This is a genomic window from Kitasatospora sp. NPDC056531, assembly GCF_042794375.1.
In the GTDB taxonomy this organism is placed as follows: domain Bacteria; phylum Actinomycetota; class Actinomycetes; order Streptomycetales; family Streptomycetaceae; genus Kitasatospora.
The window spans coordinates 33,261-55,444 of sequence record NZ_JBHTTU010000015.1; the positions used below are offsets into that span (position 1 = coordinate 33,261).

Consider the following 22,184-nt stretch of genomic DNA (forward strand, 5'->3'; position numbering starts at 1 on the left):
TTTGCACCTTTCACCGTACCGCCGGCCCTCCCGGCCCGCACCCGGATTTCCGACGCACCCCGGGGCACGGACCCGCCGCACGCAACCGTGCAGTTCAGGCGCCCTGCCAGCACTGATCGGACGTCATATAGCAGATAATCTCGACATGACCTTGAGCACCCGACGCCAGGCCAAACGGGCCGCCCGCCGCGAGGCCCGCCGCGCCCTCCCCCTCTGGCGCCGGCTCCTGCCCACCTGGCGGGTCACCCTCGGCACCCTCACCGCGCTACTGCTGCTCGCCGTCGGCGCCTTCGCCGTGCTCTACGTCATCGTCCCGGTGCCCGACCCCAACGCCCATGCCGTCGCCCAGAACAACATCTACCTCTACTCCGACGGCACCACCGAGATCGCCCACACCGGAGCCGTCAACCGCACCGACGTCACCATCGACCAGATCCCGCTGCAGACCCAGCAGGCCGTCGTCTCCGCCGAGGACCGCACGTTCTACCAGAACCGCGGCATCGACCTGAAGGGCATGCTCCGGGCCGGCTGGAACACCCTGCTCGGCAAGGGCATGCAGGGCGGCTCCACCATCACCCAGCAGTACGTCAAGAACTACTACCTGACCCAGGACCAGACCTTCGAACGCAAGGGCCGCGAACTCTTCATCGCCCTCAAGGTCGACCAGCAGCGCGACAAGAAGGAGATCCTGGCCGGGTACCTCAACAGCAGCTACTTCGGCCGCGGCGCCTACGGCATCCAGAGCGCCGCCAAGGCCTACTACGGCGTCGACGTCTCCGGACTCACCCTCGGCCAGGGCGCCTACCTCGCCTCCCTGCTCCAGGCCCCCAGCCTCTACGACGTCAAGACCGCCACCCCCGCCAACCGCGAGAAGGCCATCGCCCGCTGGAACTACGCCCTCGACGGCATGGTCCAACTCGGCTTCCTCACCACCGCCGACCGCGCCGCCACCACCTTCCCCGAGCCGATCGACCCCCAGCCCGCCACCGGCCTCTCCGGCCAGGCCGGCTACCTCGTCGGCGTCGCCGACGACTACCTGATCTCCTCCGGCACCATCGACGCCCCCACCCTCAAGGCCGGCGGCTGGCGCATCACCACCACCTTCGAGAAGCCCCGGCAGGACGCCTTCGTCAAGGCCGTCCAGAACGAACTCACCGACGAACTCGACCCCAAGACCCGCCCCACCACCGACACCGACGTCCGAGTCGCCGGCGCCTCCGTCGACCCCGCCACCGGCCGCGTCGTCGCCGTCTACGGCGGCCCCGACTACGCCAAGCAGCCCTACAACGACGCACTGCGCCAGGACAACCAGATCGGCTCCACCTTCAAACCGATCGACCTCGCCGCCGGCCTGATCGCCCAGCACACCCTGGACGGCCGCCCGATCACCACCGAGACCCGCTACGACGGCAGCAGCGAACGCCCCGTCACCGGCGGCCCCACCCCCTACGCGCCGCCCAACGAGGACGACGTCGACTACGGCAACATCACCCTGCGCTACGCCATGGTCAAGTCCGTCAACTCCGTGTACGCCCAGGAGGGCGTGGACGCCGGACTCACCCGCGTCCGCGAGACCGCCGTCAAACTCGGCATCCCCGACAGCGTCCGCGGCATGGACCCGGCCAACACCTCGATGACCCTCGGCACCGCCACCCCCAGCGCCCTCGACCTGGCCGGCGCCTACGCCACCTTCGCCAACCACGGCGAGGCGCACACCCCGTGGTCCGTCCTCAAGCTCGAACGCGTCAACCCCGGCGGCGCCGTCGACGTCCCCAAGATGCCCGAACACAAGGCCACCACCGCCATGGACCGCAGCATCGCCGACTCCGTCACCGACGTGCTGCGCGACGTCGTCAGCCCGCGCGGCACCGGCGCCGCCGCCCTCGACCTCGGCCGCCCCGCCGCCGGCAAGACCGGCACCACCGACTCCAACCTCTCCGCCTGGTTCGCCGGCTTCACCCCCGAACTCACCACCACCGTCGGCCTGTTCCGAGAGAACCCGAAGAGCCACGCCAAGGAACCGCTGGCCGGCACCGCCGGCCTCACCCGGATCAACGGCGGCGCCTTCCCCACCAAGATCTGGACCGACTACATGACCGCCGCCCTGAACGGCACCACCACCCAGCAGTTCGACCTGCAGACCGGCCGCAGCAACCCGGACCCCGGCAACTGGACCCCCACCGGCACCCCCGGCAGCACTCCCCCGAGCGCCAGCACCACCCCCGGCACCGCCGCCACCCCCACCGGCGCCCCCGCGCCCACCACCCACACCCACGCCCCCAGCGCGCCCCCCACCACCGACGCACCCGCTCCCGGCCCGGCCGCCCCCAGCCCGCAGAACCCGGAGCCCACCCCCAGCCAGGAGGAACAGCCCAGCCCCACCGCCCGGCCCACCCAGACGACCCGGCCCACCAAGCCCACCAGCCAGCCCACCGCCACCGCCGGACCCACCAACTCGGCGACGGCACCCGCGCAGTGAGCTAGCTCCCGGCGACCAGCTCCCGCTCCAACCCCGTCCGGAACCGCGGCGTCACCCGCACCTCCCCCAGCCAGCCCGCCAGCCGCTCCGCCTCCGCCGCGACGGCCCGCCCGGCCTGCGCCCCGACGTCCCGGAACAGCCGCCACACCAGCTCACCGTCCGCCCGCTGCGCCCAGCCGCCCACCACCTCGCCGCACCACCACACCGTCGGCCCTGCGTTGCCCGCCCGGTCGAACAGCGCCGGCACGTCCTCCGGCCGCAGGTACCAGTCCCGCCCGCGCCAACCCATCACCGCCGGGTCCAACGCCGGCAACAGCGCCGCCCACGGTTCCGGCGCCGGCACCGGAGCCTCGTCCCCCGGCAGCACCAACGCGGCCGAACCGTCCGCCAACGCCACGTCCCGCGCCCCGACGTCCACCAGCGCCCTGCGGACGTCCCCCAACGTCCAGCCCGTCCACCACTTCACGTCCTCGACCGTCGCCGGACCGTACGCCGCCAGCCAGCGCCGCACCACCTCCGCCTTCGCCTCCCGCACCGGCACCTCCGACCACTGCGGCACCAGCGCCCACGGATAGCTGCTGCTCAGCCAGGAACCACGCGGACGGCAGCGACGCACGTGCCCGTCCGAGGCCAGCAGCCTCAGCAGCCGACTGCCCACGCTCTGCCTCGCCTCGTACGGCTTGCCCGCCGACATCAGCATCGTCTCGCGCAACTGCGGGACGTCGTCCCCGAGTTGCCTGGTCGTCGCCTCGCCCCGCCGCGCCAGCGCGGCCAACACCTCGAGCTCCGCCTCCGCCAGCCGCGCCTCGTCCCAGCCCTCGGCGTGGTCCCGCAGGTGCTTGAGCAGCGTCGCCCGCTCCTTGAGCGCGATCGCCCGCGCCGCCGCCGAACTCACGTACGGGGCGAAGGCCTCCGTCACCGCGAAGATCGTCCGCCGCATCGACAGCAGCTTCACCAGCGACACGTCCTCGTACAGCGCCCGGTCCACCTCCGCCGCCGAAGGCTCGGCCAACCGCGCACAGGCCGACAGGTACACCGTGGCCGCGTCCGTCGCGTGCAGCCCGACCACCGCGTCGGCCACGTCCTCCACCCGCGCCGCCCGCGCCGAGGGCGCCAACAGCTGCCGCCGCCCCAACCGGGCCCGCCGCTCCGCATCGCCGATCACCGGCACAGCCTCGCTCATGCCCGGACCCTAGCGCCCGCCTCCGACAAGCTGCGCCCGCACGGCCTCCGAGCGCGCCGACGGGCGCCGTCCCGGGACAGCGCCCGTCCTCAAGTCACACGCCCCCGGTCACAGGTACAGCCCGGTCGACCCCTCGGTGTCCCCGAAACGGGTCGCCGCCACCGCGTGCAGGTCGCGCTCGCGCAGCAGCACGTAGGTGGCGCCCCGGACCTCGACCTCCAGCTTGTCCTCCGGGTCGTACAGCACCCGGTCACCCGGCTCCACCGCACGCACGCTCTGGCCCACCGCGACGGCCTCGGCCCAGGTGCACCTCTTACTCAGCTCAGCGGTCGCCGGGATCAGGATGCCGCCGGTCGAGCGGCGCTCACCCTCGCTGCCCTCGGTGCGCACCAGCACGCGGTCGTGCAGCATCCGGATCGGCAGCTTCTCGCCCAGCCGGTCGTGCCGCACGGGCTCGTGCTCCTGCTCGGAGCGGGTCGGTTCGTCGTTCGTACTCACGGTCCCGAAGGTACCTCCCCCGGGCGCGCGGCGTGACGCCAGCCCGACATACGGAAGGCCGGGCCCCCACGGGCGCCCGGCCGTTCCGGCACCGCCGTTCAGTCCTTGCGGCGCCGACGGGAGGAGGCGATCAGCAGCACCAGGCCCACGCCGACCAGCGCGGCCGGGACGACGCGCTCCCTGCGCGGCTGCCCCTTCTCGTCCACGAACTGCGCCCGGACCTTCTCCACCAGGCCGTTCGCGGCCACGTACGCCCGGCCCGCCTTCTCCTCGACGGTGGCCATCGCCTTCGCCTTGACCTGGGCGGAGACGGTGCTCGGGTGGATCCGCACGGCCAGCTCGTCCAGGGTCTCCGCCAGCCGGTCGCGGGTGCGCTCGATGTCCGCCTCGATCTGGGCGGTCGTCCGCTCCGGCTTGTCCTGCGTGCTCGCCTCGCCCACTCGGGCCACCCCATTCACTTGCCGATGTCGTCCTGGTCGTCCTGCGCGACCGACCCAGTTTGTCAGCTGCCGAGCACGGCCGCGCGGCCCCACCCACCAACGGAGGTAAGTTTGCCGTGGTACGACCGCCCGTCCCAGCCGCACGCACCAGGAGAGTCCACCCCATGACTGAGCGTCTCCAGCCCGGCGACACCGCGCCCGCCTTCAGCCTGTCCGACGCCGACGGCAACCAGGTCTCCCTCGCCGACCACCTGGGCCGCAAGGTCATCGTCTACTTCTACCCCAAGGCCCTCACCCCGGGGTGCACCAAGCAGGCCTGCGACTTCACCGACAACCTGGAGGTCTTCGCGGGCGCCGGCTACGACGTCATCGGCATCTCGCCGGACCAGCCGGAGAAGCTCGGCAAGTTCCGCGAGGCCGAGGACCTCAAGGTCACGCTGCTGTCCGACCCGGACCACGCCGCCCTGGAGGCGTACGGCGCCTACGGCGAGAAGCAGAACTACGGCCGCACCTACCTGGGCGTGATCCGCTCCACCGTGGTCGTCGACGAGCAGGGCAAGGTCGAGCGCGCGCTGTACAACGTCAAGGCCACCGGGCACGTCGCCAAGCTGCTGCGCGACCTCAAGGTCGAGGCCTGATCACTCCGAACGAAGCGGTGGCGGCACACCCCCCGACCGGGTGCGCCGCCACCGTCCCCCACCTCAACGGGCCGTCATCGGGTCAGCAGGCCCCGAGGTCGCTCCAGACGCCGACGTGCCCGAAGGCGTAGTTGAGGTGGGTGACCTTGTCCCAGGGGATGTCGCTCACCAGATACGGCTGGTCACCATTCTTGCCGGTGCGCCAGCCGGTGAAGTACCCGATGATGCAGCGCTGGTGATCCGCGCCCATCTCCTCGCGCCCGTCGGTGTCGTAGACCGATCAGTACGGGACGTCCACCCCGGGCGTCCGGTACAGCCCGTCCGGTCGACAGGCCGCGTCGTCGACGGCCACCGACGCCTGCGAGGGCGCCGCGCCCAGCATCGCCATCACCAGCCCGGCCAGCGAGGCGGCAGCCACCGAGGCGAACCCCGCTCGGGCGCTCTCATGGCGGAACGCAGCGGTGGGACGCCACTCCGCCGTGGTTCGGATCAACACCCGGTCCTCCAGGAGAGAGTGCCGGCGCGTGCCTGTGGGGGAGCACGCACGTGGGGGACTGCAATTGGCGCCGAAGCTATGTGGTCTGGACCATAGAGGTCAATAGGTCTGCACCAATTGGCAAACACTTCCCAAACCTCCGACAGGCCGTAACCAATCGTCCCGCCGATCGTTCGCATGCTGGGGAAGGGGCACGCAACTGCCCACGGGGGAACAGTCATGCTGGCCAACTACACCCGCGAACTGCTCACGAGCATCGCGACCACCTCCACCTCGCTCGACGAGATGCTGACTGCGCTCGGCCGGGTGCCAAACCTCGACCGGCGAAAGTACCTTCGCCGCAAGCTCACCGAGTACGGGATCGACACCTCGCACTTTCACCCAGCTGGAACCGTCTACACCCGAGAGCTCCTCCAGGAAGCCGTCGCAGTGTCCCACAGCGTGGCCGGGGTCGTGCGCTACCTCCACAAACGACAGGCCGGCGGCACGCAAGCCCACATCGGGCGCCGCATCAAGGCGCTCGGCATCGACACGTCACACTTCACCGGACAGGCCCACGCCCGAGGCAAGCGGCTCCCCACCCGAATCCCGGCCGCGCAGCTCCTCGTACAGCGCCCCGCGGAAGCCAAACGGCTCCCCGGCTCGCGGATCCGCAGCGCATTGGCCGAACTCGGCTGGCCGGAACTCTGCGAGAGCTGCGGCACCGGCCCCGAGTGGTGCGGACAGCCGATGACGCTGGAAGTCGACCACATCAACGGCGACTGGTCGGACAACCGGCCGGACAACCTCCGGCTGCTCTGCCCGAACTGTCACGCCGTCACTGACACCTACTGCGGGCGGAACAAGAACAAGCGCAAAGCGTCACACGGAATCGCGGTGTTTTCGCCGGGAGCAAAGCCCTAAACTAGAGGCCAGGCGGCCTTGGCGTAACGGCAGCCGCGCCGGACTTAGGATCCGGTGGGGGAAACCCCGTGAGGGTTCGAATCCCTCAGGCCGCACCAGCCTTACACCTAAGATTCGAAGGCCCGCCCCGGATGATCCCGGGGCGGGCCTTCAGTCTTCAGCAACAGCCCGTCAGCCCAGCAGCTCCTTCACTGCCGCTACCAGGCCCCGGAACGCCTGCCCCCGGTGGCTGATGGCGTTCTTCTCGTCCGCCGTCAGCTCCGCGCACGTACGCGTCTCGCCGAGGGGCTGGAGGATCGGGTCGTAGCCGAACCCGCCGTCGCCGGTCGGGGCGGTGCGCAGGGTGCCGAGGAGGCGGCCCTCGACGACGCGCTCGGTGCCGTCGGGCAGGGCGAGGGCGGCGGCGCAGAAGAAGTGGGCGCCGCGGTGAGCGGCGTCGATGTCGGAGAGCTGGGCGAGCAGCAGGTCGAGGTTGGCGCGGTCGTCGCCGTGCTTGCCGGACCAGCGGGCGGAGAAGATGCCGGGCGCGCCGTTGAGGACGTCCACGCAGAGGCCGGAGTCGTCGGCGACGGCGGGCAGGCCGGTGGCTCGGGCCAGGGCGTGTGCCTTGAGCAGGGCGTTCTCGGCGAAGGTGATGCCGGTCTCGGGGACGTCCGGGATCTCGGGGTAGGCGTCGGCGCCGACGAGTTCGACGTCCAGGCCGGCGTCGGTGAGGATGGCGCGCAGCTCGGCGACCTTGTGCTGGTTGCGGGTGGCGAGGATCAGGCGGGTGGACATATCACCCACCCTATCCAGAGCGTGGGGAGGATCAGCCGGTGCAGACGGAGGTGAGGTTGCCCGCCGCGTCGCCGAGCGGCTTGAGGTCGGGGGCTTCCTTCTTGTCGACGGCCTGCTGGACCTTGTCAGCCTGCTTCTGCAGGTCGGTCACGGCCTTGGCGACGTCGGTGCTCTTCGAGTTCTTCCCGATCTGGTCGAGGTCGCCCTTGAGCTTCTGCAGCGCCTTGCCGGCGGCGGCCGAGTCGTTGCTGGCGTTGTCGTAGGCCTTGGTGAGGTCGGCGATGTCGCCGGTGACCTTCACGGCGGTGTTGCCGCAGTCGATCGCCTTCTGGGCGGCGGAGCAACTCACCATGCTGAGCGGGAGGATCGCGATCAGTCCGGCCACGGCGAGGGCGGTGGGGCGGGCGATGCTGGACGGCATCCGGTCCTCCTGGGGGGCGCGGGTTCCGTGGGGAGGGACGCGCGTCACGGGGTGCGCGGTTCCCGCAGCGGGGGTGCTGCGGGAACCGTACGGGCTGCGGGCCGGGCCTGTACAGCAGGCCGTCCGACGGTGCGTCGGGTGGTGCGCCTGGAGTGGTCGACGGCCGTGCGCCCGGCGGGGGTTCAGCCCTCCAGGGCCTTACGCTGGATGCCGTCGAGCTCGGCGCAGCCGAGGGTGCCGAGGTCGAGCAGCCGGTTGAGGAGGTCGCGGTCGAAGGGGGCGCCTTCGGCGGTGCCCTGGACCTCGACGAAGCGGCCGTCGGAGGTGCAGACGATGTTCATGTCGGTCTCGGCGCGCACGTCCTCCTCGTACTGGAGGTCGAGCATCGGGACGCCGTCGATGATGCCGACGCTGACGGCGCTGACGCCGCCGGTGATCGGCTGGCCCTTGGCTCGCAGCAGTTTGCGTTCGCGGGCCCAGGAGACGGCGTCGACCAGGGCGACGTAGGCGCCGGTGATGGCGGCGGTGCGGGTGCCGCCGTCGGCCTGGAGGACGTCGCAGTCGAGCACGATGGTGTTCTCGGCGAGGGCGCGGTGGTCGACGACGGCGCGCAGCGAGCGGCCGATGAGGCGGCTGATCTCGTGGGTGCGGCCGCCGATGCGGCCCTTGACGGCTTCGCGGTCGCCGCGGGTGTTGGTGGCGCGGGGGAGCATGGAGTACTCGGCGGTGACCCAGCCCTCGCCGCTGCCCTTGCGCCAGCGCGGGACGCCCTCGGTGACGCTGGCGGTGCAGAGCACCTTGGTGTCGCCGTAGGAGATGAGGACGGAGCCTTCGGCGTGCTTGCTCCAGCCCCGTTCGATGGTAATGGGGCGGAGCTGTTCGGGGGTGCGGCCGTCGATGCGTGACATAGGCACTGAGCGTAGTCGCTCCGGTCGCCGGTTCCGGATGTGCCTCGGCCCGCCGTCCCCCTGAGCGGGTCGGCGGGCCGGGTGTGGTGAGCCTGGGTGGCTCAGCTCACATCATGTCCTCGATGTCGGCGGCGATCGGGTCGGCGTCGGTGCCGATGACGACCTGGATCGCGGTGCCCATCTTGACGACGCCGTGGGCGCCGGCGGCCTTGAGGGCGGCCTCGTCGACCAGGGAGGCGTCCTTGACCTCGGTGCGCAGGCGGGTGATGCAGCCTTCGACCTCTTCGATGTTCTCGATGCCGCCCAGACCGGCGACGATCTTCTCAGCCTTGCTGGCCATCTGGTTTCTCCCTCTGTCTCGGCCCTTCGGCGGCTCTGCCGGGTGCCGTCCTGCGCTGTGCTTTGGGGTGGGCCTCGACCGTCGGGCGGTGAGGTCCGTGCCGGAGGCTGACGCGGGTTCAGCTGCGGTCGTGCTGGCGGGCAGCGCGACAAGCATGACCCGAGCCGGTCCGGCATGCCACGTTAGACCACTTTTGGCCCATTTCAGCGCGCAGGCTTCCGACCGCCGCCCGAGGATGACGATCAGCGGGGCTCGCGTCCCGACGTCCGACCTGCGCCCCAAAGTGGTCTACACCAATATATGTGTACTCCGGTGAACGCAGGAAGGACCCCGGGTGTTCCTGGCCCCGCCCGAGGGTCCCGCACCGGGTCTCCCGACGGCAACTGCTCCCGGAGGCGGATGATGAGTTCGACAGGAGCCACGGCCCCGCGGACCGCCCGGTGGCACACCTTCTACGGCGGACTCCAGAAGATGGGCCGCTCGCTGCAGCTGCCGGTCGCGGTGCTCCCCGCGGCCGGCATCCTCAACCGGCTCGGCCAGCCCGACGTCTTCGGCAAGGACGGCCTGGGCTGGACCGACGTCGCCAAGGTGTTCGCGGCGGCCGGCGGCGCCCTGCTCGACTCCGCGCTCGGCCTGCCGATGCTGTTCTGCATCGGTGTGGCGATCGGCATGGCCAAGAAGGCGGACGGCTCGACGGCCCTGGCCGCCGTGGTCGGCTTCCTCGTCTACTACAAGGTCCTGCACGCCTTCCCGGAGAGCTGCAAGGCGCCGACGGTGCTGGTCAGCGACCAGTGCGTGGACTTCTCCTCGGCGAAGGCGGCCAACGCGACGTACCAGAACCCGGGGGTGCTCGGCGGCATCCTGATCGGCCTGATGTCGGCCTGGCTGTGGGTGCGGTACCACCGCACCAGGCTGGTCGACTGGCTGGGCTTCTTCAACGGCCGCCGCCTGGTGCCGATGATCACCGCACTGGTCGGCATGCTGACCGCCGCGCTCGCGCTGTGGGTCTGGCCGCCGATCGGCCGCGCTCTGTTCGACTTCTCGCAGAACCTCGCCGATCTCGGCGCGGGCGGTGCCGGCCTCTTCGGCCTGTTCAACCGCGCACTACTGCTGATCGGCATGCACCAGCTGCTGAACACCTTCGTCTGGTTCCAGTTCGGGGAGTTCACCAAGGCCGACGGCACCATCGTGCACGGCGACATCCCGCGATTCCTGGCGGGCGACCCGACGGCCGGCCAGTTCCAGTCCGGTTTCTTCCCCATCATGATGTTCGCGCTGCCCGCCGCCGCGCTCGCGATCGCCCACGCCGCCAAGCCGCACCGCCGCAAGGAGATCTACGGCCTGATGCTCTCGGTCGGCCTGACCTCCTTCGTCACCGGCGTCACCGAGCCGATCGAGTACTCCTTCGCCTACATCGCCCCGGCCCTGTACGGCGTGCACGCGCTGCTGACCGGCGCCTCGATGGCGGTCACCTGGGGGCTCGGGGTGCACGACGGCTTCAGCTTCTCGGCCGGCCTGACCGACTACGTGATCAACTGGGGGCTGGCCACCAAGCCGTGGCTGATCATCATCATCGGACTCTGCTTCGCCGCGGTGTACTACGCGCTCTTTTGGTTCATCATCGTGAAATTCGACCTGAAAACACCGGGCCGCGAGGAGGAGGGTGAGGTCGAGGACGTCACCAAGGCCTGAATCCCGCCGCCCCGCACATCGCCCGCAAAGGCCCTTGGACCCGACGGCCCGGGGGCCTTCGCCATTTCGGGAAAGGACTGAATTCCCGGACCGATGGCCGCGGAGAAGATAATTCGGCCGCGATCCGGCCACCCGGCAACGCTCCCGATCGCGCCCGACCGCGGGTGGGGGACGCCACATCCGGCACGTCCGCGACGCCACGATCACTCTCAGCAGCCGTCGCGCACGCCCCGGAGCGGCGGGATCGTCCGGCGCGACCCCGGGCGCCCGCCCCGGCCCGGCGCCGCACGGCGACGGCGCTTTTTGTTGCGCAAATAGCCAAAATCCCAATCGCGACTGAAATCATGATCGTCGTTCCGCGACTAGGTTTCGATTTCATAGCGCTTCCGGGCGGCGGTGCTTTCCGGGGTTCCCCGCCTTCTCCACCCGTGCTACAAAACTGGTCTACACCACACGTGGTGTAGACCAGTTCGCGGTTCGGCCCCCTGTGTCTTCCCCCGACCGACCGCCATGCCGTTAGGAACCCACCCCCATGAGTCAGTCTGCGCAGGCACCGACGCCCGCCACGGCTCCGGCCACGCCAAGCCCCGCCAAGAAGTTCGGCCAGAACCTCCTCCAGGGCCTGCAGAAGATCGGTCGCAGCCTCCAGCTGCCGATCGCCGTGCTCCCCGCCGCCGGCCTGCTGCTGCGCCTCGGCCAGGACGACGTGTTCGGCAAGGACGGCCTCGGCTGGGACAAGGTCGCCTCGGTCTTCGCCACTGCCGGTGACGGCGTCTTCAGCAGCCTGCCGCTGCTGTTCGCGGTGGGCATCGCGATCGGCTTCGCCAAGAAGGCGGACGGCTCCACCGCCCTCGCCGCGCTGGTCGGCTTCCTGGTGTACAAGAACGTGCTCACCGCGTTCCCGGTCACCGAGGGCCACATCGAGGGCGACAAGTGGATCAAGCCGGTCTACCAGGACCCGGGCGTGCTCGGCGGCATCGTGATCGGCCTGCTGGCCGCCGTGCTGTGGCAGAAGTACCACCGCACCAGGCTGGTCGACTGGCTCGGCTTCTTCAACGGCCGCCGCCTCGTCCCGATCATCATGGCCTTCGTCGGCACCGGCGTCGGTGTGCTCTTCGCCCTGACCTGGGGCCCGGTCGGCGACGCCATCAAGAGCCTGAACGACAGCCTGATCGGCGCCGGCGCGTTCGGCGCGGGTGCCTTCGGCCTGGTCAACCGCGGTCTGCTGCCGGTCGGCATGCACCAGTTCGTGAACTCCTTCGCCTGGTTCCAGACCGGTGACTTCACCCAGCCGGACGGCACCGTCGTCCACGGTGACCTGCACCGCTTCTTCGCCGGCGACCCGACCGCCGGTCAGTTCATGTCCGGCTTCTACCCGATCATGATGTTCGCGCTGCCCGCGGCCGCGCTGGCCATCGCCCACGCCGCCAAGCCGCACCGCCGCAAGGCGGTCACCGGCATGATGATGTCGCTGGCCCTGACCTCCTTCGTGACCGGTGTCACCGAGCCGATCGAGTTCGCCTTCGTCTTCATCGCCCCGGTCCTGTACGTCATCCACGCACTGCTCACCGCGGTCTCGATGGCCGTCACCTGGGCCCTCGGCGTGCACGACGGCTTCACCTTCTCCGGCGGTCTGATCGACTACGCGCTGGCCTGGAACAAGGCCACCGACCCGTGGCTGATCATCCCGATCGGCCTGGTCTTCGCCGCGCTGTACTACTTCCTCTTCCGCTTCGCGATCACCAAGTTCGACCTCAAGACCCCGGGTCGCGAGGACGACGACGAGATCGAGGACGTGACCAAGGCCTGAAGCCCGTCCGTCCCCGCCGTCGAGGCCCCGCCCGGCCGCTGCTCACCCAGCGGCCCGGCGGGGCCTCGCGCGTGCCCGGGGGTCGCGGCTCGCGGAAACAGCTGTTGACGAACCGACGGACCCCCTGGTCAACTGAAGCGGTGAACGCCTCGTGCCCGCTGGTCACCCGCAGCCACATCGACTTCGGTCGCGTGTGGTCCGCGGCGTGTCGCGGCTGAGCTGACCGTTCCCCCGCCGCCGCCCGGCTGACGTCCCGCCCGGCGCCGGTCCTCCTCCCCTTCCGCCCGCCCGGGCCCAGCCCGTCCACGGGCCGTCACCGCGCGGCCGCGCACTCCCGGGTGCCGACGGCCGCCCGCACGCGTCCCCACGTGTGCGCACGAGGAAAGTCAGGCTCGCCATGCCCCGCCAGTTGCACCTGTCCGCCGCCGTCGACGCCGCCACCGAACAGCCGGGCCGCCTCGACGCCGGGTACTACGCCGACCTCGCCCGCCTCGCCGAGCGGGCCACCCTGGACTTCGTCACCCTCGACGACTCCTTCACCGCCGAACCGCGCCGCCCCGACGCACTCGCCACCCTCGCCCGGATCGCCCCGCTGACCAGCCGGGTCGGACTGGTGCCCACCGTCACCACCACCCACACCGAGCCCTTCCACACCTCGATCTCGGTCAACACCCTGGACTGGGTGAGCGAGGGCCGGGCCGGCTGGCTGCTCGGCGTCTCCACCACCGAGGCCGAGGCAAGGGCCTTCGGCCGCCGCCCGGTCGCCCCCGAGGACGAGCTGTGGGCCGAGGCGGCCGACGCCGCCGAGGTCGCCGCCCGGCTCTGGGACAGTTGGGAGGACGACGCGGAGATCCGCGACACCGCCACCGGCCGCTTCATCGACCGCGAGAAGCTGCACCACATCGACTTCGAGGGGCCGTACTTCGCGGTCCGCGGCCCGTCCATCACCCCGCGCCCGCCACAGGGCCGCCCGGTGGTTGCCGTCCCGGTGGCCGCCGCCGACCTCGCCCGGGACGCCTCGCCGGGCGGGCGCGCCCGGGTGGCCACCGCGATCCGGTACGCCGACGTGGTGCTGCTCGACGCCCCCGACCGGGCCGCCCGACTGACCGCCGCCACCGAACTGCGGCTGCGCTCCGGCGAGCACCTGCGCATCCTCGCCCGGCTCGACGCCGCCCTGCCCGACCGGGCCGCCGAGGAGCGGCTGCTCGCCGAACTCACCGCGGCCAGCACCGGCGTGGACGGCTTCCACCTCGCCCCCGCCGAACCCGAACGCGACCTGACCGCCGTCGCCGAGCGGATCGCCCCCGCCCTGCGCGCCACCGGGCTGCTGCGCACCGGGTACTCCGGCCGCACCCTGCGCGACCACCTCGGCCTGGCCCGCCCGGCCAGCCGCTACGCGGCCCCCGCCGACTCCGAGAACGCCGGCACCGAGAACGCCGGCACCGAGAACGCCGACTCCCCCGCCCTCGCCGAGGTGACCCGATGACGGACCGTCCGCTCAAGCAGATCCACCTCGCCGCGCACTTCCCCGGCGTCAACAACACCACGGTGTGGAGCGACCCGGCCTCCGGCAGCCACATCGAGTTCGCCTCCTTCCGACACCTCGCGCAGACCGCCGAGCGCGGGAAGTTCGACTTCTTCTTCCTCGCCGAGGGCCTGCGGCTGCGCGAGACCAACGGCCGCATCCACGACCTGGACGTGGTCGGCCGCCCCGAGTCGATCACCGTGCTGAACGCGCTGGCCGCCGTCACCGAACGGCTGGGCCTCGCCGCCACGGTGAACGCCACCTTCAACGAACCGTACGAACTCGCCCGCCGCTTCGCCTCCTTGGACCACCTCTCCGGCGGCCGCGCGGCCTGGAACGTGGTCACCTCCTCCGACGCCTTCACCGGCGAGAACTTCCGCCGCGGCGGCTACCTCGACCGCGCCGACCGTTACTCCCGGGCCGCCGAATCCGTCCAACTGGCACGGGAGTTCTGGGACGCCGGGGAGCAGGGCGTCCGTCACCGCGGCCCGCAGTTCGAGGTCGAGGGCCGGCTCTCGCTGCCCCGCCCGCCGCAGGGCCACCCGGTCGTCATCCAGGCCGGCGACTCCGACGAGGGCCGGGAGTTCGCCGCCGCCACCGCCGACGTCGTGTTCAGCCGGCACTCCACCTTCGCCGACGGCCAGGCCTTCCACGCCGACGTCAAGCGCCGGCTGGCCGGGTACGGGCGCGAGCCGGACGAGCTGAAGATCATGCCCGCCGCCACCTTCGTCCTCGGCGACACCGACGCCGAGGCGGCCGAGCGGGCCGCCGAGGTCCGCCGGGCCCAGGTCGGACCGCGCACCGCGCTCAACCACCTGGAGCAGGTCTGGGGCGTCGACCTCTCCGACCACGACCCGGACGGGCCGCTGCCCGCCTTCGACCCCGACCCGGACAGCGCGCTGGTCCAGGGCCGCGTCCGCATCCCGGACCCGGTGGGCACCGCCGAACGGTGGCGGGCGCTGGCCGTCGAGAAGGGGCTGAGCAGCCGCGAACTGGTCATCGAGGTGACCGGCCGGCAGTCCTTCATCGGCTCCCCCGCCACCGTCGCCGGGCAGATCGACCACTTCGTGCAGCAGGATGCGGCCGACGGCTTCATCCTGGTCCCGCACCTCACCCCGGGCGGGCTGGACGAGTTCGTCGACCGGGTCGTCCCGCTGCTCCAGGAGCGCGGGGTGTTCCGCACCGACTACACCGGCCCCACCCTGCGCGACCACCTCGGCCTGGCAGTGCCCGGGCGGCCGTAGGTCGACGGGCCCGGGCGGCCGTAGGTCGACGGGCCCGGGCCGACCGGGTCAGATCTCGTAGACCGCGCCGGCCCGGGCCAGCTCGACCGGGCCGGCGTACGCGGCGGCGGCGTCGCGGCGGTTGCGCTCGGCGTCGGTCCACGGCGGGATGTGGGTGAGGACGAGCCGGCGGGCCCGGGCGGCGGTGGCGTGCTCGCCGGCCTCCCGGCCGTTGAGGTGGACGGCCTGGTAGGTGTCGCGGCCGTCCAGGTACGCGGCCTCGCAGAGGAACAGGTCGGTGTCGCGGGCGAGTTCGACGAGTTCGGGGCTCTCCCCGGTGTCGCCGGAGTAGACCAGCGAGCGGCCGCCGTGCTCCAGCCGGAAGGCGAAGGCGTCGACGGGGTGGTTGACCTGGGCGACGAAGACCCGGAAGGGGCCGAGCTCGAAGCTGCCGGGGGTGACGGTGCGGAACTCGAACACCTCCTTCATCCCGGGGTTCTCCGGCATGTCGTACGCCCGGGCGAGCCGCTCCGCGGTGCCGGCCGGGCCGTACACCGGCAGTAGGTCGGGGCAGCCCTCGGCACGGTAGTTGCGGGCGACCCAGTAGGCGCACAGGTCGACGCAGTGGTCCGCGTGCAGGTGGCTGAGTAGGACGGCGTCGACCTCGTAGATGCTGGTGTACTTCTGCAGCGCGCCGAGCGCGCCGTTGCCGAGGTCGATCACCACGCGGTAGCCGTCGGCCTCGACCAGGTAGCTGGAGCAGGACGAGTCGGCGGACGGGAAGCTCCCCGAGCACCCCACCACGGTCAGTTTCATCCGAGCCCCTCCGCCCCGACACGTCCCGGCTGCTGCTGGAAAACGGCATGGAAAACAGCATGGAAAACGGCAGGCCGGGCCGGTGGACCGGCCGGTAGCACTGCGTTGGTGTGTCGAGGGTAAGGGCGGAGCGGCACTTTGCCCCCGTCCCCGTGCCGGGCTGTGGCTGGAATCACCAGAACGCGGGGGAGACGACGGGGGCCGCGGATCAGCGGTGCCGGGGGCGGTTGCGGGCCCAGGCGCGGATGGTGTCGGGGTACCAGCGGGGGTAGCCGCTGCCGTCGATGACGTCGGGGTCGGGCAGCAGCCCGTGCCGGCGGTAGTTGCGGACGGTTTCGAGCTGGACGTTGATGTGCCGGGCGATCTCGGCGTACGACCACAGTTCATCGCTTCCCACGAGGGCACCTCCGGGGGGACGGGGGCGGACGTTCGTGAGGCAGCTTTCCGGGAGGCACCGGGGCGTTCACGGCAGAACGGGCACTGTGGCGGTTCCGTGACGAACCGGGAGCGATGTGCGGACAAATGCTCAACTGTCACAGTCGCCACGGTGGTGGCGTTCACCGTCGGCCCGGTACGGTTCGCCGCATGAATGGCATGACGGGAATCTGGCCGGTCCTGGCGGTGGCGGGCTTCGCCGCGCTGGTGGCCGTCGCGGCGGTGCTGATGAGGCGCACCCGCCCGGCCCCGCGCCCGGCCGGGCCGACCGGTCCGCGGCCGCGCCCGAGCACCAGGGACAGCCCGGAGCCGCAGGAGATCTGGTGGGCGCAGGTGCCGTTCGAGGACGGCCCCGGTTCCAAGGACCGGCCCTGCCTGGTGCTGCGGGTGCACGGCCGGACCGCCACCGTCGCGAAGATCACCAGCAAGCACCACGCCGAGCGACCGGGCGTACTGCCGCTGCCGCCCGGATCGGTGGGCGACCGGCAGGGCCGGACCAGCTGGCTGGAGACCGACGAGCTGCGCGAGGTGCCGCTGTCGGCGTTCCGCCGCCGGGCCGGCACGGTCGACCGGCAGGTCTGGGCCCGGGCGCAGAAGTCGCTACAGCACTAGTCGCTACGGCACCCGGGCAGGCCCTAGGCCCAGAGCTGGCCCTGCAGCGCCTCGACCGCCGCCTCGGTCGACTCGGCGGTGTAGATGCCGGTGGACAGGTACTTCCAGCCGCCGTCGGCGACCACGAAGACGATGTCCGCGCGTTCCCCGGCGGCCGCCGCCTTGCGGCCGACGCCGATCGCGGCGTGCAGGATGGCGCCGGTCGAGACGCCCGCGAAGATGCCCTCCTGCTGGAGGAGTTCACGGGTGCGGCGGACGGCGTCCGCGGAGCCGACCGAGAATCGGGTGGTGAGCACCTCGGCGTCGTACAGCTCGGGGACGAAGCCCTCGTCGAGGTTGCGCAGCCCGTACACCAGGTCGTCGTAGCGCGGCTCGGCGGCGACGATCCGCACGCCGGGGACCTTCTCGCGAAGGAAGCGGCCGACGCCCATCAGGGTGCCGGTGGTGCCGAGGCCGGCCACGAAGTGGGTGACGGTCGGCAGGTCGGCGAGGATCTCGGGCCCGGTGGTGGCGTAGTGGGCGCCCGCGTTGTCGGGGTTTCCGTACTGGTAGAGCATGACCCAGTCGGGGTGCTCGGCGGCGGTCTCCTTGGCGATCCGGACGGCGGTGTTGGAGCCGCCGGCGGCCGGGGAGGAGATGATCTCGGCGCCCCACATCCGGAGCAGTTCGCGTCGTTCCTCGCTGGTGTTCTCGGGCATCACGCAGACCATCCGGTAGCCCTTGAGCTTGGCGGCCATGGCGAGCGAGATGCCGGTGTTGCCGCTGGTGGGCTCCAGGATGGTGCAGCCCGGGGTGAGTCGGCCGTCGGCCTCGGCGCGTTCGATCATGTGCAGCGCCGGGCGGTCCTTGATCGAACCGGTGGGGTTGCGGTCCTCCAGCTTGGCCCAGAGGCTCACCAGGCCCTCGGCGTTGCCGGGGAGGGCGGCGGACAACCGCGGCAGGCGGACCAGCGGGGTGTTGCCGACGGCTTCGAGCGGACTGTCGTATCGCAAGGGAGGCCTCCGGCCACGGCGGTGCGGGTGAAGAGGGGCGGCTCCCCCGCCGCCGGGCGGGGGAGCCGGGAGATCAGCGGGCGCCGCCGGCCACGGCGGGAAGGATGGTGACGCTGTCACCGTCGGCGAGAGCGGTGGAGATGCCCTCCAGGAACCGGACGTCCTCGTCGTTCAGGTAGACGTTGACGAAGCGGCGCAGCTCGCCGCCGTCGACCAGGCGGGCGGCGATGCCCGGGTGGCGGGCGTCGAGGTCGGTGAAGAGTTCCCCGAGGTTGCTGCCGTTGCCCTCGACGGCCTTGGCGCCGTCGGTGTAGGTGCGGAGGATGGTCGGGATGCGGACCTCGATGGCCATGGGTGCGCTCCTGTGCGAGTCGGGTGGAGTGGGTGGGCCGCGGCGGGCGCGGCCGGGCGGACGGTGCCCGGGGCGCGGCACCGCGGGTTCGGCGGCGGGCCCGGGATGGGGCGGGGCGGCTCTCAGCGCGAGCGCGCGGGCGTGCCGGGACAGATCGCGCCGGCGTGCCGGCACAGGTCGATGTGCAGGCGCGCCACGAGGCGGGTGCCCGGGGCCTGGTTGCTCACATCGACGGAACGCATGGGGTCATCGTATAGATTCCCGGGCCCGCTCGGACATGGCCGTCTCGGGATCCGGATGTTCCGGTATCCGATGCTGAGACCTGGCCGGAATGAAACGGGCCCGCCGGCCGCTCGCGGAGGATCGGCGGGCCGCGCCCAGGTGGGTGCTGGTCAGGCCTGGTAGGCCTCGACGACCTGGACGTCTTCCTCCGTGATCTCGCCGTCCACGATGCGGAACGAGCGGAACTGGTAGGGGTCGTCCTCGCCGTTGCCGTCGGCGGTGGAGACCAGGACGTAGTGGGCGAACGGCTCGGAGGCGTAGCTCACGTCGGTGCGCGAGGGGTAGGCCTCGGTGGCGGTGTGGGAGTGGTAGACGACGACGGGCTCCTCGTCGCGGTCGTCCATCTCGCGGTAGAGCTTGAGCAGGTCGCCCGAGTCGAACTCGTAGAAGGTGGGCGAGCGGGCGGCGTTGAGCATCGGGATGAACCGCTCGGGCCGGCCGCTGCCGGCCGGTCCGGCGACCACGCCGCAGGCCTCGTCCGGGTGGTCGGCGCGGGCGTGGGCCACGATCCGGTCGCGGAGTTCTCGGGTGATGGTCAGCATGTGGTCAGGATAGACACGCCCCGGCGGGCCCCGAACAGATGGTTGGGGCTCGCCGGGGCGTCCGAGGCTCGGTCAGTGGGTGTCCACGTTTCCGTTCCGGGCGTGCAGGTGGTCGTGGGCGCGGGCGTGGACGGCCTGCGGGTTGCGGCGCTTGAGCACCTGGTAGCCGATCACCAGCAGCACGGCCCAGCCGGGGAAGACGTACAGCGAGATCCGGTTGTCCTCGTCCAGGCCGATCAGCACCACGACCAGGGCCAGGAAGGCGAGGGCGGCCCAGCTGACCCAGATGCCGCCGGGGGCCTTGAAGGTGGGCGGGGGCAGGTGGCCGCCCTTCCAGGCCTTGCGGTAGCGGATCTGGGAGATCAGGATCATCGCCCAGGTCCACAGGCCGCAGACCGTGGCGACCGAGGTGATGTACTCGAACGCCCGTGCCGGGACGAGGTAGTTGAGCACCACGCCGGCGCCCATCAGCAGGCAGGAGACGGTGATCGCGAAGGCCGGGGTGCGGCGGGTGTTGAGCTTGGTGAGCTGCCCGGGGGCCTGGCCGCGCAGGGCGAGGTCGCGCAACATGCGGCCGGTGGAGTACATCCCGGAGTTGCAGGAGGAGAGCGCCGCGGTGAGCACCACGAAGTTGATGATGCCGGCCGCCGCCGGGATGCCGATCTTGCCGAAGGCGGCGACGAACGGGCTGACGCCGGGCTGGAATTCCCGCCACGGCACCAGCGAGAGGATGACCACCAGGGCGCCGATGTAGAACAGCGCGATGCGCCAGGGCAGGGTGTTGATGGCGCGCGGCAGGGTCTTCTCGGGGTTCTCGCTCTCGCCCGCGGTGACGCCGACGAGTTCGACGCCCAGGTAGGCGAACATGACGATCTGCAGGGTCATCACGGTGGCGCCGATGCCCTTGGGGAAGAAGCCGCCGTCCTGCCACAGATGGGTGATCGACGCGGTGTCACCGGCCTTGCTGAAGCCGAGGGTCAGCACGCCGATGCCGATCAGGATCATGCCGATGATGGCGGTGACCTTGACCATGGAGAACCAGAACTCGATCTCGCCGAACAGCTTCACCGAGATCAGGTTGGCCGCGTAGAGGATGACCAGGAAGGTCAGCGCGCTGGCCCACTGCGGGATGTCCGGCGCCCAGAACTTGACGTACACGGCGGCGGCGGTGGTCTCCGCCATGCCGGTGACGACCCAGAACAGCCAGTACGTCCAGCCGGTGACGTAACCGGCGAAGGGACCGAGGAACTCCCGGGCGTACTCGGCGAAGCTGCCGGAGACCGCGCGGTAGGTGAGCAGTTCGCCGAGGGCTCGCATGATCGCGAAGATGACCAGGCCGGCCACGGCGTAGGACAGGATCAGGCTCGGGCCGGACTTGGAGATCGCGGTGCCGGCGCCGAGGAAGAGGCCGGTGCCGATCGCTCCGCCGATCGCGATCATCTGGATCTGGCGGCTGCCGAGTCCCCGCTCGTAGCCCTCCTCGTCCGGTTTCTCGTCGACCACCTGGTCGTAGATCTGCTCGGCCATGGTCACCGTCCTGGGTGGGTCTCGTGGGTGGGGAGAAGTCGTACCACGCAGGGTCCGGATAGCGGTGTTCATCTGAGCGATATTTGAGCATGACCTGTTACGGTTTGCCCGATTTAAACAAGAATGCCCCGGCCGATCGTCCACATGCTGGACGGAACGGCCAGGGCTTGCCCGAAAGCGGGCAGGATTACCCGGGAAGGCGGACGAAACGGGTCCGCCGTCAGTCGGCGATGGCCTCCAGCAGCGACTCCTGGAGCGCCCCCAACCACAGGTAGGCCATCACCAGCGGCTTGCGCTCGTCGCTGTCCGGCAGCTCGTAGAGGCCCTGCTCGTCCTCCTCGGTGACCTCCAGCCGCACCCCGAGGGTCAGCCGCAGGTCGTTGAGCCCGCCCAGCCAGCGCAGGCAGTCGGCGGCGGGCAGCTTGAGCACCCCGGCGCCGCCGAGGCCGTCCAGCGCCCGGACCACCTGCAGCGCGTCGTCGCGCTTGCGGGCCCGCAGGTCGAGCTCGGTGTAGCGGCGGAACTCGCCGGAGGCGGCCGCCGCCTCGGCGTCGTCCGGCGTCGCCGGGTCGCCGTAGGCGTCCGGGAACAGCCGCGCCAGTGCCGGGTCGGCGGGGGCCTCCGTCGGGCCCTCGGCGAACAGCGCGGCCAGCGGGTCACCGCCGCCGTCGCCGCCCGGGCCGGGGCCGATCAGCTCCAGCATCTGCACCTCCAGCGAGCGCAGGATGGAGGCCTCCACCTCGTCCAGCGCGATCGCCGCGCCGCCATCGCCGGTGCTCTCGAACAACCCAGCCATCTGTATCGGTCAGCCCGTCTTCGTCGTCTTCGGCCGCGCCGCCGGGCCGGCGGCCGGTCAGTCGTATGTGTGCCGGTGTGCACCCGGTCGCACGTGTGCCGACGTGCGTCCGGGCAGGATCAGTCGTGCTGGAGCGTCGCCCACAGGCCGTAGCCGTGCATCGCCTGGACGTCGCGCTCCATCTCCTCGCGCGAACCGCTGGAGACCACCGCCCGGCCCTTGGTGTGCACGTCCATCATCAGCTTCCGGGCCTTGTCCTTCGGGAAGCCGAAGTAGGCCTGGAAGACGTACTGGACGTAGCTCATCAGGTTGACCGGGTCGTTGTGCACGATGGTCACCCAAGGCGTGTCCGGCTCGGTCACCGGCTGTCCTTCGACCTCCGGGCGCTCGATCTCCACGGGCGCGACACTCACCGGCGGGCCTCCTCGTTGCACACTCGTCCGTAATCCCTCAAGCCCCATGCTGCCATCCGGGGGACGGCCGGGCGATTCCGGCCC

Annotated in this window: 24 protein-coding genes, 1 tRNA gene and 1 pseudogene; 9 read left to right on the forward strand and 17 right to left on the reverse strand. The window is 71.3% G+C overall.

The window, feature by feature from the left end; all coding sequences use genetic code 11:
• Nucleotides 1-145 precede the first annotated feature (145 nt).
• Entirely contained in the window at nt 146-2,479 is a 2,334-nt protein-coding gene (locus ACFQ87_RS16345; protein ID WP_380611445.1) for a transglycosylase domain-containing protein, read from the forward strand.
• 1 nt (nt 2,480) lies between these two features.
• On the opposite strand, the gene ACFQ87_RS16350 is transcribed toward ACFQ87_RS16345, so the two are convergent.
• The 3 genes from ACFQ87_RS16350 to ACFQ87_RS16360 form a co-directional block, all read right to left on the reverse strand.
• On the reverse strand, nt 2,481-3,662 hold the full coding sequence (locus tag ACFQ87_RS16350; protein WP_380611446.1) for a winged helix DNA-binding domain-containing protein: 1,182 nt from the start codon (nt 3,660-3,662) through the stop codon (nt 2,481-2,483).
• A 108-nt stretch (nt 3,663-3,770) separates the two neighbouring features.
• The gene (locus tag ACFQ87_RS16355) at nt 3,771-4,073 is read right to left on the reverse strand and encodes a GroES family chaperonin (protein ID WP_380611508.1); all 303 of its coding nucleotides are present in this window, start codon (nt 4,071-4,073) and stop codon (nt 3,771-3,773) included.
• Nucleotides 4,074-4,258: 185 nt separating this feature from the next.
• On the reverse strand, nt 4,259-4,600 hold the full coding sequence (locus ACFQ87_RS16360) for a DUF3618 domain-containing protein (RefSeq protein ID WP_380611447.1): 342 nt from the start codon (nt 4,598-4,600) through the stop codon (nt 4,259-4,261).
• Nucleotides 4,601-4,764: 164 nt separating this feature from the next.
• Here ACFQ87_RS16360 and bcp point away from each other — a divergent pair, with 164 nt between their 5' ends.
• Complete coding sequence (gene bcp, locus ACFQ87_RS16365; protein WP_380611448.1) at nt 4,765-5,238, forward strand: thioredoxin-dependent thiol peroxidase; 474 nt, start codon at nt 4,765-4,767, stop codon at nt 5,236-5,238.
• A 112-nt stretch (nt 5,239-5,350) separates the two neighbouring features.
• Here bcp and ACFQ87_RS16370 read toward each other — a convergent pair.
• Nucleotides 5,351-5,626: pseudogene (locus ACFQ87_RS16370) on the reverse strand (chitinase); the annotation flags it as partial.
• 327 nt (nt 5,627-5,953) lie between these two features.
• On the opposite strand from ACFQ87_RS16370, the gene ACFQ87_RS16375 reads away from it, so the two are divergent.
• Nucleotides 5,954-6,637, forward strand: a complete 684-nt coding sequence (locus tag ACFQ87_RS16375; RefSeq protein ID WP_380611449.1) for an HNH endonuclease signature motif containing protein — start codon at nt 5,954-5,956, stop codon at nt 6,635-6,637.
• 12 nt (nt 6,638-6,649) lie between these two features.
• Nucleotides 6,650-6,735, forward strand: a tRNA-Leu gene (locus tag ACFQ87_RS16380).
• A 73-nt stretch (nt 6,736-6,808) separates the two neighbouring features.
• Here the strand turns inward: ACFQ87_RS16380 and rdgB are convergent.
• The 4 genes from rdgB to ACFQ87_RS16400 form a co-directional block, all read right to left on the reverse strand.
• The gene (gene rdgB / locus ACFQ87_RS16385; RefSeq protein WP_380611450.1) at nt 6,809-7,414 is read right to left on the reverse strand and encodes an RdgB/HAM1 family non-canonical purine NTP pyrophosphatase; all 606 of its coding nucleotides are present in this window, start codon (nt 7,412-7,414) and stop codon (nt 6,809-6,811) included.
• 31 nt (nt 7,415-7,445) lie between these two features.
• Complete coding sequence (locus ACFQ87_RS16390; protein ID WP_380611451.1) at nt 7,446-7,835, reverse strand: hypothetical protein; 390 nt, start codon at nt 7,833-7,835, stop codon at nt 7,446-7,448.
• 182 nt (nt 7,836-8,017) lie between these two features.
• Nucleotides 8,018-8,743: a ribonuclease PH gene (gene rph, locus ACFQ87_RS16395; protein WP_380611452.1), complete on the reverse strand. Its 726-nt coding sequence runs from the start codon at nt 8,741-8,743 to the stop codon at nt 8,018-8,020.
• Between the two features lie 106 nt (nt 8,744-8,849).
• Nucleotides 8,850-9,083 carry a glucose PTS transporter subunit EIIB gene (locus tag ACFQ87_RS16400; protein ID WP_238862766.1) on the reverse strand — a complete coding sequence of 78 codons (234 nt, stop codon included), beginning with the start codon at nt 9,081-9,083 and terminating at the stop codon, nt 8,850-8,852.
• A gap of 402 nt (nt 9,084-9,485) precedes the next feature.
• On the opposite strand from ACFQ87_RS16400, the gene ACFQ87_RS16405 reads away from it, so the two are divergent.
• The 4 genes from ACFQ87_RS16405 to ACFQ87_RS16420 all read left to right on the forward strand — a co-directional run bounded on the left by ACFQ87_RS16405 (nt 9,486) and on the right by ACFQ87_RS16420 (nt 15,354).
• Nucleotides 9,486-10,775, forward strand: a complete 1,290-nt coding sequence (locus ACFQ87_RS16405) for a PTS transporter subunit EIIC (RefSeq protein WP_380611453.1) — start codon at nt 9,486-9,488, stop codon at nt 10,773-10,775.
• A 532-nt stretch (nt 10,776-11,307) separates the two neighbouring features.
• Complete coding sequence (locus ACFQ87_RS16410; protein WP_380611454.1) at nt 11,308-12,585, forward strand: PTS transporter subunit EIIC; 1,278 nt, start codon at nt 11,308-11,310, stop codon at nt 12,583-12,585.
• 397 nt (nt 12,586-12,982) lie between these two features.
• Nucleotides 12,983-14,071, forward strand: coding sequence for an LLM class flavin-dependent oxidoreductase (locus ACFQ87_RS16415; RefSeq protein ID WP_380611455.1), 1,089 nt, complete (start codon nt 12,983-12,985; stop codon nt 14,069-14,071).
• A complete protein-coding gene (locus ACFQ87_RS16420) occupies nt 14,068-15,354 on the forward strand; it encodes an LLM class flavin-dependent oxidoreductase (RefSeq protein ID WP_380611456.1) in 1,287 nt (428 codons plus the stop codon). Before ACFQ87_RS16415 ends, ACFQ87_RS16420 begins: the two co-directional genes overlap by 4 nt.
• Nucleotides 15,355-15,402: 48 nt before the next feature.
• Here ACFQ87_RS16420 and ACFQ87_RS16425 read toward each other — a convergent pair whose 3' ends face one another.
• Complete coding sequence (locus ACFQ87_RS16425) at nt 15,403-16,149, reverse strand: MBL fold metallo-hydrolase (protein ID WP_380611457.1); 747 nt, start codon at nt 16,147-16,149, stop codon at nt 15,403-15,405.
• A 208-nt stretch (nt 16,150-16,357) separates the two neighbouring features.
• On the reverse strand, nt 16,358-16,546 hold the full coding sequence (locus ACFQ87_RS16430) for a MarR family transcriptional regulator (protein WP_380611458.1): 189 nt from the start codon (nt 16,544-16,546) through the stop codon (nt 16,358-16,360).
• Between the two features lie 188 nt (nt 16,547-16,734).
• Between ACFQ87_RS16430 and ACFQ87_RS16435 the strand changes: the two genes are divergently transcribed.
• A complete protein-coding gene (locus tag ACFQ87_RS16435) occupies nt 16,735-17,196 on the forward strand; it encodes a type II toxin-antitoxin system PemK/MazF family toxin (protein ID WP_380611459.1) in 462 nt (153 codons plus the stop codon).
• A gap of 23 nt (nt 17,197-17,219) precedes the next feature.
• Here the strand turns inward: ACFQ87_RS16435 and ACFQ87_RS16440 are convergent, their stop codons facing one another.
• The 7 genes from ACFQ87_RS16440 to clpS form a co-directional block, all read right to left on the reverse strand.
• The gene (locus ACFQ87_RS16440; RefSeq protein ID WP_380611460.1) at nt 17,220-18,188 is read right to left on the reverse strand and encodes a PLP-dependent cysteine synthase family protein; all 969 of its coding nucleotides are present in this window, start codon (nt 18,186-18,188) and stop codon (nt 17,220-17,222) included.
• Between the two features lie 73 nt (nt 18,189-18,261).
• Nucleotides 18,262-18,540 (reverse strand): MoaD/ThiS family protein, encoded by a 279-nt coding sequence (locus ACFQ87_RS16445; RefSeq protein ID WP_350514862.1) that lies wholly within the window; start codon nt 18,538-18,540, stop codon nt 18,262-18,264.
• 122 nt (nt 18,541-18,662) lie between these two features.
• Nucleotides 18,663-18,782 (reverse strand): putative leader peptide, encoded by a 120-nt coding sequence (locus ACFQ87_RS16450; RefSeq protein ID WP_317621128.1) that lies wholly within the window; start codon nt 18,780-18,782, stop codon nt 18,663-18,665.
• Nucleotides 18,783-18,932: 150 nt separating this feature from the next.
• Nucleotides 18,933-19,364, reverse strand: a complete 432-nt coding sequence (locus tag ACFQ87_RS16455; protein WP_380611461.1) for a Mov34/MPN/PAD-1 family protein — start codon at nt 19,362-19,364, stop codon at nt 18,933-18,935.
• Between the two features lie 72 nt (nt 19,365-19,436).
• A complete protein-coding gene (locus ACFQ87_RS16460; RefSeq protein WP_380611462.1) occupies nt 19,437-20,891 on the reverse strand; it encodes an amino acid permease in 1,455 nt (484 codons plus the stop codon).
• A gap of 220 nt (nt 20,892-21,111) precedes the next feature.
• Nucleotides 21,112-21,687, reverse strand: a complete 576-nt coding sequence (locus ACFQ87_RS16465; protein WP_380611463.1) for a DUF2017 domain-containing protein — start codon at nt 21,685-21,687, stop codon at nt 21,112-21,114.
• Between the two features lie 119 nt (nt 21,688-21,806).
• Complete coding sequence (gene clpS, locus ACFQ87_RS16470; protein WP_188305571.1) at nt 21,807-22,100, reverse strand: ATP-dependent Clp protease adapter ClpS; 294 nt, start codon at nt 22,098-22,100, stop codon at nt 21,807-21,809.
• Nucleotides 22,101-22,184: the final 84 nt, after the last annotated feature.

Coding starts and splice junctions, on each gene's coding strand:
- ACFQ87_RS16445 (WP_350514862.1), bottom strand. CDS start 18,540: ATGGCCATCGAGGTCCGCATCCCGACCATCCTCCGCACCTACACCGAC.
- rdgB (WP_380611450.1), bottom strand. CDS start 7,414: ATGTCCACCCGCCTGATCCTCGCCACCCGCAACCAGCACAAGGTCGCC.
- ACFQ87_RS16375 (WP_380611449.1), top strand. CDS start 5,954: ATGCTGGCCAACTACACCCGCGAACTGCTCACGAGCATCGCGACCACC.
- ACFQ87_RS16460 (WP_380611462.1), bottom strand. CDS start 20,891: ATGGCCGAGCAGATCTACGACCAGGTGGTCGACGAGAAACCGGACGAG.
- ACFQ87_RS16420 (WP_380611456.1), top strand. CDS start 14,068: ATGACGGACCGTCCGCTCAAGCAGATCCACCTCGCCGCGCACTTCCCC.
- ACFQ87_RS16410 (WP_380611454.1), top strand. CDS start 11,308: ATGAGTCAGTCTGCGCAGGCACCGACGCCCGCCACGGCTCCGGCCACG.
- ACFQ87_RS16350 (WP_380611446.1), bottom strand. CDS start 3,662: ATGAGCGAGGCTGTGCCGGTGATCGGCGATGCGGAGCGGCGGGCCCGG.
- ACFQ87_RS16435 (WP_380611459.1), top strand. CDS start 16,735: ATGAATGGCATGACGGGAATCTGGCCGGTCCTGGCGGTGGCGGGCTTC.
- ACFQ87_RS16355 (WP_380611508.1), bottom strand. CDS start 4,073: ATGCTGCACGACCGCGTGCTGGTGCGCACCGAGGGCAGCGAGGGTGAG.
- ACFQ87_RS16465 (WP_380611463.1), bottom strand. CDS start 21,687: ATGGCTGGGTTGTTCGAGAGCACCGGCGATGGCGGCGCGGCGATCGCG.
- bcp (WP_380611448.1), top strand. CDS start 4,765: ATGACTGAGCGTCTCCAGCCCGGCGACACCGCGCCCGCCTTCAGCCTG.
- ACFQ87_RS16390 (WP_380611451.1), bottom strand. CDS start 7,835: ATGCCGTCCAGCATCGCCCGCCCCACCGCCCTCGCCGTGGCCGGACTG.
- rph (WP_380611452.1), bottom strand. CDS start 8,743: ATGTCACGCATCGACGGCCGCACCCCCGAACAGCTCCGCCCCATTACC.
- ACFQ87_RS16415 (WP_380611455.1), top strand. CDS start 12,983: ATGCCCCGCCAGTTGCACCTGTCCGCCGCCGTCGACGCCGCCACCGAA.
- ACFQ87_RS16455 (WP_380611461.1), bottom strand. CDS start 19,364: ATGCTGACCATCACCCGAGAACTCCGCGACCGGATCGTGGCCCACGCC.
- ACFQ87_RS16450 (WP_317621128.1), bottom strand. CDS start 18,782: ATGCGTTCCGTCGATGTGAGCAACCAGGCCCCGGGCACCCGCCTCGTG.
- ACFQ87_RS16345 (WP_380611445.1), top strand. CDS start 146: ATGACCTTGAGCACCCGACGCCAGGCCAAACGGGCCGCCCGCCGCGAG.
- ACFQ87_RS16425 (WP_380611457.1), bottom strand. CDS start 16,149: ATGAAACTGACCGTGGTGGGGTGCTCGGGGAGCTTCCCGTCCGCCGAC.
- ACFQ87_RS16400 (WP_238862766.1), bottom strand. CDS start 9,083: ATGGCCAGCAAGGCTGAGAAGATCGTCGCCGGTCTGGGCGGCATCGAG.
- ACFQ87_RS16405 (WP_380611453.1), top strand. CDS start 9,486: ATGAGTTCGACAGGAGCCACGGCCCCGCGGACCGCCCGGTGGCACACC.